Annotated in this window: 18 protein-coding genes; 5 read left to right on the forward strand and 13 right to left on the reverse strand. The window is 32.2% G+C overall.

Annotated elements, in window-relative coordinates; all coding sequences use genetic code 11:
• The first annotated feature begins 845 nt into the window (after positions 1-845).
• The 3 genes from H4O20_RS08685 (at position 846) to H4O20_RS08695 (ending at position 3,571) form a co-directional block, all read left to right on the forward strand.
• Positions 846-1,280 (forward strand): hypothetical protein, encoded by a 435-nt coding sequence (locus H4O20_RS08685; RefSeq protein ID WP_185098987.1) that lies wholly within the window; start codon positions 846-848, stop codon positions 1,278-1,280.
• Between the two features lie 177 nt (positions 1,281-1,457).
• Entirely contained in the window at positions 1,458-2,099 is a 642-nt protein-coding gene (locus tag H4O20_RS08690; RefSeq protein WP_185098988.1) for a DUF6266 family protein, read from the forward strand.
• Between the two features lie 254 nt (positions 2,100-2,353).
• Positions 2,354-3,571, forward strand: coding sequence for a serine hydrolase (locus H4O20_RS08695; protein WP_185098989.1), 1,218 nt, complete (start codon positions 2,354-2,356; stop codon positions 3,569-3,571).
• A gap of 25 nt (positions 3,572-3,596) precedes the next feature.
• On the opposite strand, the gene nagB is transcribed toward H4O20_RS08695, so the two are convergent.
• A complete protein-coding gene (gene nagB / locus H4O20_RS08700) occupies positions 3,597-4,379 on the reverse strand; it encodes a glucosamine-6-phosphate deaminase (protein ID WP_185099035.1) in 783 nt (260 codons plus the stop codon).
• 335 nt (positions 4,380-4,714) lie between these two features.
• Here nagB and H4O20_RS08705 point away from each other — a divergent pair, with 335 nt between their 5' ends.
• A complete protein-coding gene (locus tag H4O20_RS08705; protein WP_185098990.1) occupies positions 4,715-5,401 on the forward strand; it encodes a sulfotransferase in 687 nt (228 codons plus the stop codon).
• A 36-nt stretch (positions 5,402-5,437) separates the two neighbouring features.
• On the opposite strand, the gene H4O20_RS08710 is transcribed toward H4O20_RS08705, so the two are convergent.
• The gene (locus H4O20_RS08710; protein ID WP_185098991.1) at positions 5,438-6,652 is read right to left on the reverse strand and encodes a Xaa-Pro peptidase family protein; all 1,215 of its coding nucleotides are present in this window, start codon (positions 6,650-6,652) and stop codon (positions 5,438-5,440) included.
• Between the two features lie 565 nt (positions 6,653-7,217).
• The gene (locus H4O20_RS08715; protein WP_185098992.1) at positions 7,218-7,715 is read right to left on the reverse strand and encodes a DUF4494 domain-containing protein; all 498 of its coding nucleotides are present in this window, start codon (positions 7,713-7,715) and stop codon (positions 7,218-7,220) included.
• A 522-nt stretch (positions 7,716-8,237) separates the two neighbouring features.
• Here H4O20_RS08715 and H4O20_RS08720 point away from each other — a divergent pair.
• Complete coding sequence (locus H4O20_RS08720) at positions 8,238-8,666, forward strand: peptidylprolyl isomerase (protein ID WP_185098993.1); 429 nt, start codon at positions 8,238-8,240, stop codon at positions 8,664-8,666.
• A gap of 821 nt (positions 8,667-9,487) precedes the next feature.
• Here the strand turns inward: H4O20_RS08720 and H4O20_RS08725 are convergent.
• From H4O20_RS08725 to H4O20_RS08770, 10 genes are all read right to left on the reverse strand, one after another.
• Positions 9,488-10,648 carry a glycosyltransferase family 4 protein gene (locus H4O20_RS08725; protein WP_185098994.1) on the reverse strand — a complete coding sequence of 387 codons (1,161 nt, stop codon included), beginning with the start codon at positions 10,646-10,648 and terminating at the stop codon, positions 9,488-9,490.
• Positions 10,649-10,831: 183 nt separating this feature from the next.
• Positions 10,832-11,779: a polysaccharide deacetylase family protein gene (locus H4O20_RS08730; RefSeq protein WP_185098995.1), complete on the reverse strand. Its 948-nt coding sequence runs from the start codon at positions 11,777-11,779 to the stop codon at positions 10,832-10,834.
• A complete protein-coding gene (locus H4O20_RS08735; protein ID WP_185098996.1) occupies positions 11,779-12,543 on the reverse strand; it encodes a formyl transferase in 765 nt (254 codons plus the stop codon). Before H4O20_RS08735 ends, H4O20_RS08730 begins: the two co-directional genes overlap by 1 nt.
• A 110-nt stretch (positions 12,544-12,653) precedes the next feature.
• Positions 12,654-13,478: a glycosyltransferase gene (locus H4O20_RS08740; RefSeq protein WP_185098997.1), complete on the reverse strand. Its 825-nt coding sequence runs from the start codon at positions 13,476-13,478 to the stop codon at positions 12,654-12,656.
• Positions 13,471-14,592, reverse strand: coding sequence for a glycosyltransferase (locus H4O20_RS08745; RefSeq protein WP_185098998.1), 1,122 nt, complete (start codon positions 14,590-14,592; stop codon positions 13,471-13,473). Before H4O20_RS08745 ends, H4O20_RS08740 begins: the two co-directional genes overlap by 8 nt.
• A gap of 11 nt (positions 14,593-14,603) precedes the next feature.
• Entirely contained in the window at positions 14,604-15,566 is a 963-nt protein-coding gene (locus H4O20_RS08750) for an ATP-grasp fold amidoligase family protein (protein ID WP_185098999.1), read from the reverse strand.
• A 56-nt stretch (positions 15,567-15,622) separates the two neighbouring features.
• Positions 15,623-16,684, reverse strand: coding sequence for a polysaccharide pyruvyl transferase family protein (locus H4O20_RS08755; protein ID WP_185099000.1), 1,062 nt, complete (start codon positions 16,682-16,684; stop codon positions 15,623-15,625).
• Position 16,685: 1 nt separating this feature from the next.
• On the reverse strand, positions 16,686-17,678 hold the full coding sequence (locus H4O20_RS08760) for a glycosyltransferase family 2 protein (RefSeq protein ID WP_185099001.1): 993 nt from the start codon (positions 17,676-17,678) through the stop codon (positions 16,686-16,688).
• On the reverse strand, positions 17,678-19,165 hold the full coding sequence (locus tag H4O20_RS08765; RefSeq protein WP_345742670.1) for a lipopolysaccharide biosynthesis protein: 1,488 nt from the start codon (positions 19,163-19,165) through the stop codon (positions 17,678-17,680). The genes H4O20_RS08760 and H4O20_RS08765 overlap by 1 nt, the downstream gene beginning before the upstream one ends.
• Before the next feature lie 403 nt (positions 19,166-19,568).
• Complete coding sequence (locus H4O20_RS08770) at positions 19,569-20,648, reverse strand: DegT/DnrJ/EryC1/StrS aminotransferase family protein (RefSeq protein WP_185099003.1); 1,080 nt, start codon at positions 20,646-20,648, stop codon at positions 19,569-19,571.
• Between the last annotated feature and the right edge of the window lie 138 nt (positions 20,649-20,786).

Genomic DNA, 20,786 nt, shown 5'->3' on the forward strand with positions numbered 1-20,786 from the left:
TACCTGATTTTACTAATTCTACGATTAGAACCTTAAAATCGTTTTCATGTTTTCTTGCCATATGTTAAATTTAATCATTTAGGGCTTAATTAAGTTGTCACAACAAATATAGACACTCCACACCCACTTTCAGCAACCCGCGCAAGAGTAGTTCCTTCACTCCACTACACGAGCCTACGTACCTTCATTTCGCAATAAATTTGATAACTTCAATTCATAATGGACGCTATTAGTAAAAAGTAAATACCACAATATTAATAGCACTAAAGTATTGCTCCATTACGGTTCCGGCATCGTTTCGTTCCATTCAATCGCTACACTTGCCTTTCCCTACGTCGAAGCAAAAAATCCCGCCAGCCCTGCCGTAAACGGTAGGCGTCTGCCACCTTCATCCTTCAGGCTAATGCATCCACCACCCTTGCTCCGCTCGCAGGCGGCTCGCATTATAGTTACAGCAATCCATTCCATTCCTCTCCATTCCTTGCTTCCACTATAGCTCCGCTTTGGTTTACCTGCCTAATAGACCCTATTGATTTCCATCAATTCCAATTAACCAGAAACTTGAAACAAATAAATCATTCCGTTAGAGAGAAGTGAAAACTCAAACTTAAAGCAAAGTTACAGGCGTGCGGATGCGAGAGCCACAAGGGTATGTAAAGGTCAAGCCCTCCGGGTTTTGATGAAAATCTCCACCCTCTGGGTAGTATTTTCATTCAAAAACCTTGACAACCCCGGCAAACCCGCCTAAACTAAAGCTTTCTCATTTCTTTTTTTTCGCTTCTGATTTTCTCTTCTGAAAAAAATTAATGCGAAGCAAAAGGAAGCCAATTCTAAAAAGCTTTTATATGAAAACGTTTCGAATTAAAACACACAGAGCATCCCTAACCTATTCCGAACCTCATTTCTTTATCCTCAATAAAGGATTAAACAGCGGGAAACCGTTAAAGGAATCTTGTCCGAATTGCTTTGTCTGCACTACAACCGATGAAATCCACAGGGATTTTATGTTCTGGTTATGTTTCGCATTATGGAAATCAAAATCATTCCATTACTATTTGAAAGGATCCGTGATTCCCTTTATAACCATTGGAGAACTAAAAACCCATCTTCAAAAAAGCGAATCAATCGCATCCAGAAATTTTGAAAGATTCAACCAATCCATCCAAGCCCTAAAATCTTTAGAACTCAATGAACAAAAACTAAAGCTGACTCTAAAACTGATTGATACCGCGAAAAAGGCCATCCTTCGACAACTGATGTATAAATCAGATGCATTTTAAACTCTTCATTTATAAGAAAATCCATTTCTGAAAGGCAAAACAAAGCAAGTAAAAGCAACACCCCCCGCTACCAGAGCTCCGCACATTAATTGAAGTAATTTAGTTGTATAAGGACAACGCCGTATGAAGTCCGTGCCAAGTCCGAACATTTGTTTAACCCATAAATACATATAAATTATGGCGATCATCAATCAAGGTATTCTCGGCGGTGTATCCGGAAAAATCGGGAATGTAATCAGTGGGTCCTGGAAGGGTATCGATTACCTACGAATCAAACCTTCCAGCGTAGCGAACCCCAAAACCGAAGGACAAGTTGACCAACGCTCAAAGTTTTCAACCGTGCTTCGCTTTTTGCAACCAATGACTGACTTCTTGCGTGTCGGTTTCAAATTGTATGCTAACAAGATGACACAGTTTAACGCTGCAATGTCTTACAATTTGTTTAATGGTGTAACAGGATCTTATCCTAACTATTCTATTGACTATGCCAATGCGCTGATTACACGCGGAAATCTTACAGGTGCAGTCGGTGGAGCGGCTACTTCCCCAAGTGCTGCAACAGTAGATGTTACCTGGACAGATAATTCTGGAAGTGGTAGTGCCTTAGCTACTGATAAAGCATTGATTTTGCTTTTCAACGCTACAAGAGGGGAAAGTGTATTTACTACAGCTGGTCCAGTTAGATCAGCCGGTACAGAAAGTATTTCCGTGCCTTCAGAGTACACTGGTGAAGATGTTGAGGTATTCTTAGGGTTTATCTCAGAAGATGGCTCTAAAGTAGCGAATAGCTCTTATTTAGGTTCTGTAACAGTTGCTTAATAGCGATTGACGTTTTCTTGGAAAACCGTCCTTTTTTAGGGGCGGTTTTTTTATCTTTGCACCTCTCGATTTTCCTATCTTTAGTCCTTAATTAGCTATAATTCAACACTTTTTGTTGCTTATTTGTATCTATTAACATCTAATTAATTGATAATCAGTAGTGCATTACATTTTGTATTGGGAAGTAAATGAAAGCCATCTTCTCAAAATGTTAATCAAAATCTTATAGTAAACTTTACAAACTCACTTTAAAAATGATTCATTACAAAAACTTCATATTATCTACTTGTTTAGCGATGGCTTCGCTAACAGTAGCTGCTCAAGACTGTACAACTCTAACGACAGAGCAAGCTAAAGCTGAAATCGCAAACATTCCCGGAGAAACCATGGGGCAGAAACTTGAGAGTTTGCTCTTTTGGTCGCAAGAAGAAAAAGAGAGACGCTTTTCTATAATGCACGAACTTTATCCTAGCATACTTGTTTCAGGCGCTAGTGAAAGTTCTTCATTAGAAAAAATTGATGATATTACGCCAATTTGGGATGACACTACAACTTTAACTTCATATATGAGTGACAACCACGTTCAGGGAGTAATTGTAATTCAAAACAATAAAATTAAACTCGAAGCGTATTCAAACGGAATTGATAAAGAAACCTTATGGACTTCCTTTTCTGTTGCCAAATCTGTTTCTTCTATGTTAGTTGGAGTTGCACTAAAAGAAGGTGACATTGAAAGTTTAGACGATCCTTTAAAAAAATACATAAGTGAACTAGACGGATACGATTATGGAGAAGTAAGTGTACGTCAATTACTAACTATGACTTCAGGAATTGCTTGGAATGAAGACTATGAAGATCATAATTCGGATGTGGCTCAAATGTACTTACAGCCTTGTGAAGGTAATGAGTCGCATATATTGACATATATGAAGCAATTAGAATTTTCAAATAAGCCTGCCTCTACTTGGAACTACAGTACTGGTGAAACCGATTTAGTTGGGATATTGGTTCAGAAAGCTACCGGAAAAAGTTTGGCTGAATACCTTTCAGAAAGAATTTGGAAGCCTTGGGGAATGGAGCATTGCGCGTACTGGCTGGCAGACGAATGCAGCAATGAAAATATTGGCGGCAGCGGTCTTTCAGCAAGTCTTAGAGATTTTGCACGCCTAGGAACACTTATGCTAAGTGAAAGCAAATTAAACGATAATAAAATTCTAGCTGATGAATGGGTAAAAGATGCCACTTCTATTCTATATAAAACCAACGAGCAAGGCGACGGATACGGATATTTGTGGTGGCGTTCCAATAGTGGAAGCTACGCTGCTGTGGGAATATTTGGGCAGATGATTTATATCGACCCCAGTAAAGATCTTGTAATCGCGCAAACTGCAGCTTGGCCAAAAGCTAGTTCAAAAGAACTAGTTAAAGGCCGTAAAGAATTTGTAAATGCAGTAATAAAAGCTTTGGAATAATTCTTATAATAGAGAATAAAGCAAGCTATTTCTGTATCAATGCTGCTGCTTCTCGGTCGAGTATGTATTCCACTTGTGGTAGTGTTTGGAGTATAGACGATGGCACTTCAGTAGCGATGGTACCGTTAAGCGCTTTCTTAATAATTTCAGATTTTCTTTCCCCTAAGGCTAACAATAATATTTTTTTAGCTTGAACAATGGTATTGATGCCCATCGTAATAGCCTGGTGAGGAACATTATCTAAATCTCCAAAATTCTCGATAGCATCTTCCCTTGTTAGCGGATGTAAATCGATTAATCTCGTAATGGAATCAAATTTAGAACCTGGCTCATTAAAGCCAATGTGTCCGTTTCTACCAATACCTAACAACTGCAAATCTAAGCCACCATAGCTCTTGATTTTATTATCGTAATCTAAGCAGTATTCACTTATTTGGTTTGAAGAGCAGTCTGTATGTGGAATGTGAATATTTTCTTGTGTAATGTCAACATGATTAAACAAGTTGTTATTCATAAAATAAGTATAGCTCTGCTCGTCATTTACACTTATTGGATAGTACTCGTCCAGGTTAAAACTAACAACATTGCTAAAGCTCAAGCCTTCATACTTATGTAAACGAATTAATTCCTGATAAACCATTTTAGGCGTATTACCCGTAGCCAGACCTAAAATTGCGCGGTTACCTTCTTTTTGTTTCTGAAGAATAAGTTCTGCTATTTTCTTTGCAGTGTATTTAGAAGCAAGAACAGCACTATCATAGACTGTCAACTTATCAAAATCAGGCTGTATATTAGAGCTTTTAATCATCACAATTCAATCAGATTTAACTGATTATATTTATTCAAGTTCAATTTAAAAAGAGTGCAAAAATAGCAACTTTAAAGTTTAAATGGTATATATTAAAAATTAAAAAAACGTATCTACTTAATTTAGATTTAAAAAAATAATTAAATCTTAATTAGTTTACGATATGTTTTAAAATTATACATAATTCAAAACTTTAAACAAAAACTCAAATAATAGATTATTTTAAATAAAAACTTCATAAACTTGTAAAATAATGATTTTAAAAAAAACAAATTCGTGGCAATACTTATTAAGTTTAAAAATTTTTCCAGTATTAAATGAACAATAAATAAAGAATGTTTGAAAAGGTATTTAGAAAAGTCTTTCGTATAGTATATGTACTAAAAAAATCTCAACCTTATAGTAAGAGAAATAAAGTTTTTTGTATCGGTGCTAATAAAACTGGTACTACTAGCATGAAAGAAATATTTAGAACCCTAGAAATTCCAGTAGGTTCACAACTAATTGGAGAAATGTTGGTTAGTGATGTTGTTAATAAAAATTATTATGAATTCATTAAATACGTTAAATACGGAGGAGTCGGTTTTCAAGATTTGCCATTTAGCCTGCCTGAAGTTTTTAAAATATTAGATAAAAAATTTCCAGAAAGTAAATTTATTTTAACATTAAGAGACTCTCCCGAAGTTTGGTATAATTCCTTAATAAACTTTCATGCAAAAGTTTTCGGAAACGGAAAACTTCCAACGAAATCAGATTTACAAAACAATAAATACGTTTACAAGGGATGGGCCTGGGAGATAAATCGTCTGCTTTTTGATACTCCGGAGGATGATTTATATAATAAGGAAATATTAATTCAAAGTTATATTAATTACAATAACTCAGTAATTGAATATTTTAAATCACAACCAGAAAAATTGCTTGTAATTAATTTAAAAGAACCGGATGCTGCTAAAAAAATCTCTCAATTCTTGGATTCAGAAATAGCATTGAAAGAAATTCCATGGGAAAATAAAACCTAATTATTCTGATTTCCAATTGACCTGATTGTTAAAAAGTTAATTATTAACCCCAAAAGGATTATCAATACTATGCGCCGGCTCTGTAAACCATTTTGGTCCTTCACTGGTCATGTAAATATGATCTTCTAGACGGATTCCAAATTCGTTGGGTACAACTATCATAGGTTCTATACTAAACGTCATTCCCGCTTGCAGCTCATTATCGTTCCCTCTAAGAATAAACGGATGTTCGTGAATATCTAATCCGATTCCGTGTCCTGTTCTATGTGGCAGACCGGGGAGATCGTAATCAGGGCCTAAACCATCTTTTACAAGCTGTACGCGTACTTCGTCATCAATATGTCCGCAAGGTTTCCCTAATTCCGCCGCCCTAAAGGCAGCTAGCTGTGCGTCTTTTTCATTTGTCCAGATTTCTTTTTGCTTTGCTGTTGCTTCCCCGAAAACATAAGTTCTAGTGATATCGGAAAGATATCCATTGAATCGCGCTCCAGTATCTACTAACACTATATCATTTTCTTCTAGTGGTTTTGGCGATTTCACCCCGTGAGGAAAACTAGAATCCTTTCCAAATAGAACAATACAAAAGTACGATCCACTTGCAATTCCAAGTTTTTTATGTGCTTTATTTATGAAATCTTCTACTTCAGCGGTTGTAATCCCTGGTCTTAATATTTTGGCTGTTGCCTTATGCACTTGCATTGTCAAGTCCATTGCATATTGAAGTTGTGCAATTTCCGCATCACTCTTAAGCATTCGAATATCCCGAATCAGGGTTTCAGCGCTGCTTATTTGAAACACCTTGTGGTTTTGAAAACGAGAAACTAAGGTAAATGGCGTAACATCGTCTAAAGCAAGGCTTATCCCCTGTTCAACACTATCAGCAATTTTTTGTATAGGACACTCGTGTTCAGCCCAAGCAATTATTTCACCATCGATTCCTTTGTAATCGTTAAAAGTGCCTATTTCAAACTCAGGAACCACGTATTTTAAACTCCCATCAGCAAACAGAACTGCCCCTACTAAGCGTTCAGAAGGATTCCATTTGGTATTTGTAAAGTAATATAAGTTAGTACCTGCATTGATATATAATGCATCTAATCCGTTTTTTTTTAATGCTGCACAAGCTTTATCAATTCTATTTTGATACTCCTCTTTACTAATTGGAGACGGTTTTACTGTAGGTTCGGTTAATTTGAATAATTCCACTTCCGCAGTACTCCCACCGATTCCGTATTTTCTATTACTATTCATAATTCATTTAGTTTAAAATAAAGATACGACACACATTTTTAATATGCTATTATACAGCTAAGACCTCTTGAGTTTAGATGCTGGAATCTAGATGCTAGATGACAGACGCTAGATGATAGATGCTAGAAACTAGACTCCATTTCCAATTATCGTTATCCAAGTCTCTCTTTCTCTGTTCTGTTCTCTTCTCTTTTTTCTCTGCCCTCTGTTCTCAATTTACGAAACTTGAAGGCTTATTTTCTGTCTCTTTATACTTGACTTTTACGCCTTAGGTCCTACGTCTTACGTCTTAGGTCCTGTTGCTAAAGCATCTACCAACTATACTCTAAATATACAATCATTTATAAACTCAAAATCTCTGTTCTCTGTTCTTTGTTCTCTGTTCTCAACCTAAATCTACTGATTCTTGACTCTTGACTACAGATACTGGAATCTAGATGCTGGAACCTAGACGCTAGATGATAGATGCTGGATGCTAGAAACTAGACTCCATTTCCATTTATCGTTATCCAAGTCTCTCTTCTCTCTGTTCTTTTTTCTCTTCTCTTAATATTCACCTCTAACCCTAGTCTTCTTGTTCAACCAATTCTGGAGAATCGAGTACTTTAAACTTTTCTAACTGTTCTTCTTCTCCTGTAAAATAAGGAAAAACATCTACAATTGGAGACTCTGTGATAGAAGGAATATTATAATCCCCCATGGTTTGCTCCATAGCTTTTGTAGTGTTATCAAAAGCTTCCTTTACATCGTTTGCCTGAACTAGCAAGTAGATATTTGTCTTTTTCTCTTTCCCACTTTCTTCATCCAACGCTACTAAAGAAACCTTGGATCTAAACCAGCGGTCAGAATTTTCAAAGGGATGAACTTCTGAAAAGTTGGCTACTTTTATATTCATTATTCTAAAATCTTCCTCAGTAAATGTTTTCATCTCTTCGGTAATTCTAGCTTCTGCTTCCGTATAAGAAACTGCATCAAGCAGATAGGTATCAGTTGTTACTTTTTGCTCTCCAGTTTCGTGTGTTTTTTTGTATTTCACCTTACATTCATACCAAGTTACGCTCATAATATTTTTTTAAAAGCCCAAAAATATCAATTATAACACCACTGACTTAAAAAAAATAGAATAGATATTCACAATTGTCAATTCGGAATTATGAATTCAGAATTATGAATTAACGACTTTAAAAATTATATAAAAAAAACTATACAGTTATGGTGTAAAGTTAAGAGTTGTGAGTTCAGAGTTGTGAGTTCAGAGTTCAGAGTTATGAGTTGTGAATTTTGAGTTAAGAGTTATGAGTTTTGAGTTAAGAGTTATGAGTTATGAGTTATGAGTTATTTGGGTGGAGATTATAAAATTATAAATTGACACACTTTATGAGATAGTCCCGACTCTTTCTTGAAACAAAATCTTGGTTCCTAAATCTTGCTCTTTTTTTCTTCTCTCTTTTCTCTGTTCTAAGCTCCTTTCTCTATTTTTCCTAAAATTTACCTAAAACTTTGAATTATAGGCAATTTTCTGTGGAATTGGCAATTCAAACCTATAGTTTTGTTCACTTATTGAAATAATTGTAAAAACAAATTTATGAGTCAAGTACAAGGAAATGAAACCGTAAAACTTCATTACACAGGAAAATTAAACAACGGACAGGTGTTTGATAGTTCGCTACAGCGTGAGCCTTTAGAGGTTAAGCTTGGGGAAGGCCGTTTAATCCCTGGTTTTGAAAAGGGGTTGGTGGATATGAAAGTGAATGAGAAGAAAACCATCACCATCCCAAAAGAGGAAGCTTACGGTGAGGTTCAAAAAGAGCTTTTCCAAAAAATACCTAATGAAAACTTACCGCAAGAAATAAAGCCAGAAGTTGGTATGGGGTTAGTATCTAAAAACCCTGATGGATCTGAGCGTCAACTTCGCGTTGCCGATGTAAAAGACGATTTTATTATCGTTGATGCAAACCACCCACTTGCAGGACAAGATCTAACTTTCGAACTAGAATTACTTGAGATAAAGTAATTTTATTTTAAATATATTTAGTTATAAAGGCTGCCATTATGGTGGCCTTTTTTTTGGTTTATTTAATTTGGAGCTTATACATTTTTAAGTTTAATACTCTTTTGAACGAGCATGGAAACCTACATTTTTAGTAATATTTTGCATTTCTTAAAGATACCTGTAAACACAGTTAAAATATACCAAAACAACATCTTATTTTTAGATTAGGTTATTCTTAATGCCAGCAATAGAAGCGAATAGATCAAATAAAATTACCATTCTACTCCAAGTGGATATGTATGCAAAAGAATATTGTCGGTAGTGCTAAAATAATCCTGATATTTCAAAAAATAAATATTGGATACAAATACCCCCCCATGTGCTACATATTTGGCATTTAAACAAATATCAGATGCAAAAAAGAAAAAACAGAAATAAGTAATACAAAAATTAGAATTAATGATAATGCCGGAACCAGTCTTCGAATTCGTCTTATGTAAAAGCCATTAAAGGTGAATATGTTCTTTTCAAATTCTCTTAAAAACAATCTTTGTCATTATAAAACCTGAGATCACAAAAAACACATCCAATCCTAAAAATTCACTAGAAACCCCAGGTATTTGAAAATGGAAAAAAGTTCTATTAGCACTAATAGCTCGCTTAGAAAGCTAATGTCTGTAAGGGATTTCTTAAAAAAAGTTTCATTGAATAATTTAACCTACTCCATTAATGACACTATACTGCTAAATGTGTAAGTTTAAATTAACAGGGGTTAGTATTTTTAAAGTCTGGCTCTTTTATTATAGATAATTAAGAATTAAAATGAATAGTTTCTTGACCATTTAAGTCGGTTTTTCTTGTAAACCTTTTTTATAAACTTTCTCCTGCTCCTCCCAAATTAATTTATTCTCGAAAAAAGTTTCAACTCTTTTTCTCGCGTTAACTCCATGTTGTTTTACTAATTTTTTATCGTATAAATATTTTTGCATCTGTAAACCCAAGGCATCAACGGATTTTGGTTTAACCAAAAATCCCGTTACACCATTTTCAACAGTATCACGGGCACCTGGAATATCAGAAACTATTGCAGGAGTCTCCATAGCTGCAGCTTCAATAACCACATTGCCAAAACCTTCTCTATAAGAATTCAGTATCAAAACATCTATCAAGTAGGCATAGGTAGGTATATCATTGGAATAGCCAATTTCTATAATATTCTTATCCTTTTTAATTATATCAATATATTCATCACTAATTGAGTTCTCCTTTTCATAATCCCCAATTAAAAGTAAAACCATAGGTAGTTTGGAAGTATCTCTCAAACCTGTAAAAGCACTAATTAACTCTTCTACCCCTTTATCTTTAACCAATCTACCAATATAGCCAAATTTGAAAATCGCAGAATCCAGGTTTAGTTGAATTAATATTTTCGTTGATGAATTTTTAACAGTACTATTAATTGTAAAACGATTTAGGTCAACCCCATTACTACTGCCCTTACCTATTACGACAATTTTATTAGGATTTTTCACTAATTTAATTTCCATTGCTTCTTCTTTTAGGGAAGGACTAATGGCAATAACTTTATGGGCTAAGTAACAACTCAATTTTTCGAAAAACCTCATTAATACTTTTTTGAAGCCACTTAAAGAACTACTTCTCAAACCTCTTAAAGTAAAAATTCTTACTTCAATACCACATAAAAATGATGCAATCATATAAAGAAGACCAGCTTTGGGAGTTCCTGCATTCACCACATCAGGCTTGTGTTTTTTTAATACTTTGATGCACTGAACTAAGCATGAAAAATCATTTATAACATTTATTTCTCTGGAAAAGTTGATGGGTTCATATATGAGTTTTTCTTCTTTGACAAAGGCATCAGCCTTCTCCCCTTCGGAAGAACTAAATATAACCTCATTACCTTTACTTTTAAGCCACGCACCTTGTCCCTTAACCAATATCGCACTTACGTGGGATGTTGTAGCTAATAAAATCTTCATTTTTAAATTTAGTTTTTAATATGAAACAATGTTTCATAGTTTTAATACTTTTTATAGCTTCTGTTCTGGTTAAATAACAAAGTATCAAAGCTATCATTTATAAATTACAGTTATAATAATATGGTATTGTTGAGAGACAAGAAATCTGATTATGTAGATAAGTGAAAGAATAAGGTTTTTTTATTAATTTACGAAATCAATCATATTAGCAGAACCAAAATTGTACTTACCCTTTAAAATTTCAAAGTGTTCTAATATCTCTAATAATTGAATTTTATTATTTTCTATATCTTCCCCAAAATTATGGGGATGCCACCATAAATGGTAATTTAAATTATGTTTGGCTGCATAAGTCATCTCACTTTTAATTCTTCTAATTTTATATCTTTGAATTTTTTCTTCTCCTTTCTTATAAGGTCTATAAAATCGACTTGCGGGCAAATGAAGGACTCCATCGATTTCTAAAGGCTTATCAAAGCACAAAGATTTACTTATTGGAAACAAAGTATCCATGGCTCTGAACAAGGATGTTATTTTCCCATAACTTTTATTCCAGAACCAAACATTTGGATTTGAACGAACTACTTTAATCCCATTTTTTTTTACAACTTCCAAATAAGAACCATTTAGTTGATTTCGAGGAAAAACTAAGGATTTTAATGTAACTCCAAAATTTTCTTGCGCAATGGCTTGAGCAGCTTTCAAATCCGCATCAAACTGCTCCACGGTCTGACCTGATTCGATACAATAATAATGTTCAAAGGTATGAGAGGCAAGTTCTTGTCCAGGTGTGCTCAATATTTTTTGAATCAGATGCGGTGCAAAGTGAAAAGGATCCTCGTCTTTGTCATTTCCTAGTTTCGGAAAATAATTATAATAGGACAATTCATTTCGATTGTATGAAGGAGTATCGATAGGCGAAAAATCCAATAATTGCTTTTTGTCTTTCGCAAATAGAAACCCTACCGTAGCCCAAGTAACTCTAATTGAATTCTCTTTAAATATTTCTAATAATTCAGGAATAAACTTAATAGTTTCTAAAAAGTATTCTTGCTTTTTTTCAATGTCCCATTTTTCCACTCCACCCCAATGAAGTTCAAAATCCAGAGATATTATAAACTTACCATTCATTACTTTACTCCTTTAAATAGAAAACCAGAAATATATTTTGTAAATGTTGGATGATAATACAACCTACTTAGTGAATTCTCTTTTTTATATGTTTTTAATTGATTCCCTTCAATATCAGATAAGGTTTGTTGAAGCATTGGAATTGCTATAGCATATTGATATAAAGGATAGGTTAAAAAATTATCATCTCTTTTTACCTCCGTCGTTTTTTGATAGATAATCGAACCTGTATCTATACCCTTGTCAACAATATGAACCGTAACGCCAAAATTTTCTTTATCATTATTTCGCAAGGCCCAATAGCCACCATGAACTCCTCTATATTCAGGTGTAATTCCAACATGAGTATTGATAAATATTGCATTGGATGAATTTAACACTTTAGATGAAATGATTGTAGTACCATTAACGATTATAACGTCGGGATTCAACATTTTAATGGTTCTTATTGTTTTTTTTGAATTTACGGCGCCTACCTTTATAACGACTTCATCAGGAATTGGTGTAATTTCTAATTTTAACTCTGCTTTTCTTCTTTCAAATTTAGAAATTGTAAATATCTTAAGAACTTTCACTACGATTACCTGAAATAAAAGTTGATTAATTACTCTAAAATAACCCAGATTTTTAATCCTTCTTTTAACCAACTTCTTCTTAGATGGAGTACCTGTTATGATTACCTTATTTATTTTAAACTCCTTAGATAAGCCATTATAAATATATTTTGTGCTGGGTCCTGAACCAGCTAGCATTATTACTTTCATTTCTCGATGTATTAAAAAATAAATTCCTTCTCAAGTAACAACAGTACTCGAAAGGATTTAAACTTTGAATAACTGCGGTCCTAGCATTTTAACGTTAATTCGTTCATCTATTAAATCCCCATTTTTTTCTTACGTATTTTTTTCATTAAGAAATCTGGGATAAACGCTTTTATAAGATCAGGTATTGCATAATAGAAAGCATTGGAAATCCCTAATTCTTTCATAACATGTTTTTTGACAATAAATCCATTGTAACGGGTTCTAAACGTCCTCCTATTCATTGCGTCCTTATCATCCCGCATCTTATATAATGGCTCGCTCATATTAAATCCGCGGTAACCAGCTTTATAAATTTTATACCATAAGTAGTAATCTTGACCTCTTATAAGATATTTATTTACCGTATAACCATTAACTTCATTCATGACATATGTCCGCACCATAGCTGGTGCATGTACATGAGGTGTTCCCTTTTTGAAATCATATTTCGTTGGTTCAGGTATAGAAACACCTTTTCCCCAGTCTCCATTTTCATCGAAATAAATCATAGGTGTACTCACTAAGGCAAATTCTGGATGTTGATCTAAGAAATTTATTTGTTTTTCAAAACGGCTGGGTAAAGAAATATCATCCCCATCCATTCGAGCAATATACTCTGTATCAGCATATTCTAAACAACGATTTAATGAGGAGGCTAACTTTAAATTCTCTTCATTTCTTAATAAAATAATGTTGTCATATTTATCTGCATACTCTTTAGCAATGGAATAAGTTTTATCTGTAGATGCATCATCGCAAAGAATAAGCTTAAAATTCTTATAAGTTTGGTTTAATAAAGAATCTATAGCTTCCTCTAAGGTATCTGCACAATTAAATATTGCCATAAGTACAGAAATTCTTGGTTTTTCAAAATTTAAGCCAGCTTTATTACTCATTGTTTATTAATTTATCTATTAAATTTTCTACATCCAAAACTGCTTTTTCAGTTGAAAAGAAAGAGGCTCGTTTTTCTGCTTTTCTTTTATATTGTTGAAGTAATTCTGAGTCTAGTACTATGTCTTTTAACCCTCGGTATAGACTTTCTTCATCATTTTCTACTATCATTCCATATTCATTATTTTTCCCCAAAATTTCGTGCATTCCTGCACAATCAGTTGAAAGTACCGGAACTCCTAAAATAATACTTTCGACTACTACAGAACTGAACCCTTCTGAAAAAGACGAACAAACAAATAAATCACTATCAGCTATATATTTATACGGGTTTAATTGAAACCCAACCAACTTAACATAATTTTGCAATTGGCTTCTGGTTATAAAATCTTCTAAAGTTCTTCTTTCTCGTCCTTCCCCTACAATGGTTAAAGTTATATGAATGTCTTCGGCCACTAAACGTTTTACAACTTTTAGTAATCTTTGATATCCTTTTACTTTGTTAAGTTTTCCTACTGAACACAGTTTTATCTCCCCAATTAATTTAGAACCATCTTCGATATTTTCTAAAGACTTATCTTTAATCCCTTGCACATCAAATGTGTTGTAAATTAAATGAAGGTTATTATCTATTCCCGAAACATTTTTAAATGATTCTTCTACACTTTTACTGACTGAAACTATAGCATTATAACTATTAAAGCAAGATTGTAGTTTTTTTTTCGATTTAAAGCTTTTTATAAAAGGAGAATGCTCCATGTTAGAGTGTAAATATGCAATAGTTTTTTGTGAGGAGGGTGCATTTGCAACTATTTTAGTTAAAACACCGTGAAGGTAAACTATTATAACGTCAAACTGACCATAGGCTATTTTATTATAAATATATGTCTTTGGCAGTAAATGAAGAAAATTTATTCCCTTAAACCCTTTTTTGAAAATCGACTCATAAATTATAGTTCTATTTAAATCCTCTTTATTTTCTCCATGATCTATCAAAGTCCTTAATGTTACATAATATTTATTCTTATCTAGGTTGTTAACTAAATTGACCAATACCTTCTCGGCACCACCACCACCAAGATTATTGATTAAAAATAACACATTTTTCTTAGCCATCATTTTAGTAATTATGCGTTAATTTTATGGTATAAACCCATATTGTGATTTGGCTTCGGCAAATCTAAATAAGAACCAAAAAGTTTTTCATTTTTTTCAGTATTTGGGTAAAATGCACTTAAACCTCCTCCCGGAAAGAAAGTTAATTCTCCTAAAATTACTTTACCTTCAAAATTATAAAAATCAACCCTCACAAAAGGAAACTCCTCGCTCAATACTTTTGCGATTTCGATTAATTTTTCTAATGAGTTTGGAGGAGGTATTATTTTATCAGAGATTTTATAGCCTTTAAATGTAACTCCTAATTTTTGCCATTTCATGTCATAAAAATCCACATATCTACCTTTATCATCCTCACTGTTAATTTGAAAATATTTAGGCTCACCATTGAAACAAGTAATTTTATAATCAATTAGCGGCTTATAATCAATCATTTTTTCAATTAAAATTTTAGGTTTTAATTTCTTGTAATTCCATTCCCTACCAAAAACATATAGGTTTAATTTCATCCATTGTTTAAAAATTTTTTTTTGTGCTGACCAATTAACTTCATTTTTATCTTTACATATAAAATTCCATCCACTTCCATGAGTTGCTTTTACAACAAAAGAATTAGGAAGTGAACTGATATCAATATTGTCTATTTCTTCATCAGTTTGATAAATTCCGATTACGTCATTTAATAAATGTTCATAGCCAAATTTTTTTAAGTACAACCTTATGTCATATTTATCTGAGCAAATAGGCATATTTTCATTTCTGTAAAACAACTTCAACCACTGAAGTTTTTCAGATATCGTAACTGGTTCTTTTAAATTTAATTCTTTTCCATAGCGATTTTTATAGTCCGATGTAATATACTTATAATCATCCATTAAGGCTAAGGACAACTTCTCTCTTAATACACGAATTTTATAAAATAGTAATGTACCAAGGTTTGAATCTAAAAGGTTTCTTTTAATAGTCTTTCTCATATTTATGATAAATTCTTTATGGATAATTTTATTTTCTGAATTGTATAATATTGAAACTAAATTTCAACTAATACATCTTTAATTTGAGTATAATGATCAGAAATCTGCTGAATTTGTCCAATGTCAAAATTCTTTTTCTTTAAAAAGTTTTGGATATCTTCTTTAGAAAAATTTTCAACAAGATTGACATTGCTGTTTTCGCTAATCCAATTAAAAGTCTCTCTAACTTTGTGATTATTATTTTGAAATACTAAACAAGGAGTGTTTGTAATATAACAAAATATCATGCCGTGCAAGCGGTCTGTCACTACTAATTCAGCTGATTTAAATGTATTCCAAATTTTTTCTAATTCCTTTTCTCTTTCTTCAATATTCATATTATCTTTATTAATATGAGTATCATAGAATAAAACAGACTCGAACCTGTCTTTTATCTCGTTTTGAATAAAAGCAGTTTGTTTTTCTGTAAGATTTTTCTCTTTGTCTTGCCGCATACAAATAACAGCCCCATTTCTCTCTAGCTTAGGATATTCTTTATTAAGACTTAATACGATATCAGGAGTAAGTAAAATATTTGCTTTGTTAAAATGTTGCCTCATCAAGGCGTAAGAAGTTTTTTCTCTTGCCACCATATAAAAATTAGGGTGAGCATTGTAAACTTTTTTAGCAATCGCTAAGGCCTTCTTTCCTTCAGCAGTCTCAGAAAAATCAAAAGTTTGTGGAAAGGAAATAAATTTATTGTTAGGGAAAGACCGCACGGCTAATTGACGTATATATTCAATTTGATCATACAAATTCCCTAAATTCCCACCGCCAACTGAGGTAATAATATCCCCATGTTTAATATTTTTCTTTACAAAATAAAGTCCTTCTAAACTATGGCTAATAGGAATTTCAATTACTTCAAAATTACTTTCTAGTATATCTTTTAAGAATTTAGTTTGCGCATAGGTAATAGCTACATCCCCCAAGTTTCCATAATCAGCTGCTAAAAAGATATAGACTTGATTTTTGTTTTTATCAAATTTGATGTTTTTAAAAAAATCAAAATTTTTAAATTGCTGTAAAAACAATCTAATACGATATTTTGTTCTAAAACTTAATAAATCTTTAAGCATATCATTTTATAAATTCAGCAATAAAGCTAGTTGTAAATGCCATATTATGTTTAACTAAAAATTTAAAGGTTTTATCTTTTAAGTTTTTAGTTTTATAATTTTCAATATAGCCTTTTGTTTCTGGATTTTTGAATAATGATTTCGTCAATTTATATTTATCAAAAAAAGATAGGTTGTTCTTTGAAGTAAATATATTTTGAATTGCCCCGCGTAATCCTCCAATAACCAAATTGACTAAAATTTCTTTCTTATTATAAACATTCCATGTGACAAGCCATTTTTCTATGGCTTGAAATTTCATTTCCCGGAGTTCAATAAAGTCGGGGTGAAATTTTTTCATTTCCGATTCAGTAGTTCTACTAATATAATGATAATAGGCTTGCTGATTAAAATATATAGCGTTGGAGTTGGTGTATATTGGTGCATTAAAAAGAATATCCTCTACTAAAGTAATTCCTTTTGGGAAGATAAAATTATTTTTATCCAAAAATGATTTACGATAAATTTTATTCCAAGCATAACCTAATAACCCTACATGGTATATATCAATTTTTGGTTCGTCTTGATCTGTGTAATAAGCACTAACTTTAGGAATATATTCTATGGTAGAAATCAAGTTTTCGGAATATCCAAAATTATCTTGAAAATAGCCAAAAACTACAAAATCTAACTGTTTTTGTTCTATTATTGCGAGGTTATCTTCCAATAAATTAGGTTCTATCCAGTCGTCAGGATCCAAGAAATAGATAAACTTTCCATTTGCTCTTTCTAAACCATAATTTCGAGCGTCAGATAAACCTCCATTAGGTTTTTCATAGATCTTAATTCTTGGGTCCTTAATACTTTCGGCTATAGCTTTACTGTTATCTGGTGAACCATCGATAATCACTAATATTTCAAAGTCATCATAAGTCTGATCTAAGATTGATTGAATGCTTTTGGCAATGTACTTTTCTACATTGTAGCAAGGAAGGATGATTGATATTTTAGACATTAGGAAATTTTATTTCTAATAAAATTAATTAAATAAGTTCTTTCTCTTTTAGTTATTCCTAAAATTAAAATTATAGTTAATGTTGTAATAAGGCTTAGAACTGAAAATAATATTAAATCATACCAATTTTGAATAGAAAAAAAAACTTTTTCTCTGATTATATACAATATTCCGATAGTAATTCCACTTATCAAAAGTAACCTCAGATATATTTGAAATAATACATTCATATAATTAAAATGCAAGTAGCTATGAGTACGTATCAAACGAAATAAAAGCAATAATATATTAATAACAACCTTTGCAACAATTACATAAATTGGGGAATAATTAAAATACAACAATAGATAAGCTATAGGTAGATTCATAAATAAAATTAAGGCAACTCCTAATTGATATTTTCTTATTTTTCCTGTTGCATTTATAGAAGACCAAAATGGTCCTGCTAAAGCGTCTACTAAAGAGAAAAGCACAATTAACTGTGTGAATTCTGTAGCATAATCTGGAACAATGATTAACCAAAGAGTTAGGATATACTCCGTATTCAACAAAATAGGAACAGCCAAAATCAACAATAAATAATAAGAAAACTTGGAAGCCTGAAAAAGCAATTTTTTATGTTCTTCTAAATTACCCGATGCATATGTTTTCACTATTTGTGGATTAAAAGCAATTTGAAAATTGGAAACAAAGCCATAAATAGCAGTATTAACTTGTGAAGCAATTCCCATAGTCGCATTGATTGTAACCCCTAGAAAAACATTCAATATAAAAGATATTCCTTGGTTTGAACCTATTAGTGCCATATGTCCAAAAAGACTCCATCCTGAAAAACTCATCAATTCTTTTAAAAGCGTTTTGTCTCTTAGAAATTGATATCTGCAAGACTCATATAAGCTCCTGCAGAAAAAACGATAGGCTAAAAATATAATTACAGAAACTGCAAAAACTAGGATTGAATATAAAATCAACTTATCATAAAAAAAAAGCACAAGAAGAAATACAATCACTAATTTCAAAACTACTTCTAATACGCTAATCCAAGCATAAAACGACATTTTCTCATAAGCTATAACACTAGCATTATAAGGAACTTTAAGAACACTAAAGCAAAATGACAAAAGAGAAAATTGATAAACAATATTTGCAGCATACATTCTATCTCCTGGGATATTCAACCTATTATTTAAAAACCATAAACCGATAGTTTCTGACAAAAGTATGATTACTGCAATTATCAAAAAATGTGCATTCATGCTCACACTGAAGACACGTTGTACGGCTTTAGTTGAGTTTTTAGCCATCTCAAAATTCAAGAAACGTTGAGTAGCTGCAGTCATTCCGGAATTGATAAACGAAAATAAAACAACAATACCTCCCACTAAGTTATAGATACCAAAATCTTGCACTCCTAAAGTGTTTAAAACAACTCGTGAAGTGTATAAGGAAACCACCAAGGACAATAACATCCTAATATAAAGGAACATGGTGTTTTTTGCTATGGTTGTATTACTGGACAATTATTTATTAGTTTAACAATTATTGACAATTGTATGAAACCGGTTAAAAGGCTAATTTTTTTTGCGACTGCAAAGATATAGAAGCTATAATGAATAAATCGATTTTATTAGTAAAATGTATTGTTTAACAGGGAAGAGAAAGAAGAAAATAAAGTTGTCGGAAAATGAATTCGATATTTACAAATCACTCGATTATAAGCAGTAGAACGAAGCATTTTTATTAAGCAGTACAAGTAGTCACTCTTGAATCTTCAAACATTATGATAAATTTTATTTTTAATATAAGACTATTTAACATTATTATAATTTTCAAGATTTTTTATATTGACGCTGATTGAAACTTTCTTATATAAATCGAACAACATTAATACTAAATACATTCTAATATTAATTCACTTATTTTTTTAGCATCATTTAATGAAAGATCGAAATAGATTGGTAAGCACAGACATCTTGTTGAAATACTTTCAGTAATTGGTAAAAAAACAGCAGACATATAAGGTAGCGATGAAGCTAAGGATGGATAAAAATAGCGTCTGGTAAAAATATTATTCTGTTCTAAACATTCTTTAACGCGTAATAATTCTTGTTCCGTCTTAAATATAACGGGAAAATAACAATAGTTTTTACTGGCATAATTGTTCCATGTTTGAAACTTCACTTTGTCTTGAAGTTGTAACTCATAAATTTCAGCTATCTGTTGTCGTTTTTTTAAAATTTCACCAACGTAATTAAGGTTAACCAAACCCAAGGCCGCGTGAAATTCAGAGTTTTTGGCATTCGTACCTATGGATGCAAAGCCTTCTTTTTCATGTAGTCCGTGATTACGAATATAACCTAGCTTCCTAACTACTTCTTTATCTTTAGCTATTACTAAGCCACCTTCTCCAGTATGATAGAACTTAGTGGCATGTAAACTACAAGTTGAAATATCTCCGTAGTCAAAAATTGATTTGTGTTTAAAATTTATCTCAAAGGCATGAGCAGCATCATAAATTACCTTAAGATTATGCTTATTTGCAATTTTTTGGATGGCTTCAACATCACATGGATTTCCGAAAATATGTGTTGCGATTATAGCCGTTGTTTTATCGGTTATAGCCTCCTCAATTTTCTTTGAATCTATATTTAAACTATCTCTTTCTATATCAACAAATACAGGAGTGCAACCCTCCCATACAATACTATGTGTAGTAGCAACAAAGGAAAAAGGAGTAGTGATAATTTCACCTTTTAAATTCAATGCTTTTATTGCCATTTGCAGCGCAATTGTGCCATTAGAAACAAATAGCAAATTTTTTACGCCTATATGTGCCATCAATCTCTCCTCTAATTCAACTGCTAAAGGCCCCATATTTGTCAACCATTGATTGTCCCATATTTTATTAAAATATGTCTCATATTCTTCACGCGGTGCTAAAAATGGCCTTGTAACGAGAATTTTATTCATAAAAATATTAATCAATATTCATTAACCAATGGGGAAAGCAAGTTTAATCTTACAAAAGGTTAATATAAAGTTGCGAAGATAGATAAATTAAAAATTATGTTAAAGAAATAGAAATGCTTTAAAATATAGGAAAGAATA

The organism is Aequorivita sp. 609 (assembly GCF_014212065.1).
GTDB classification, from domain to species: Bacteria; Bacteroidota; Bacteroidia; order Flavobacteriales; family Flavobacteriaceae; genus Aequorivita; species Aequorivita sinensis.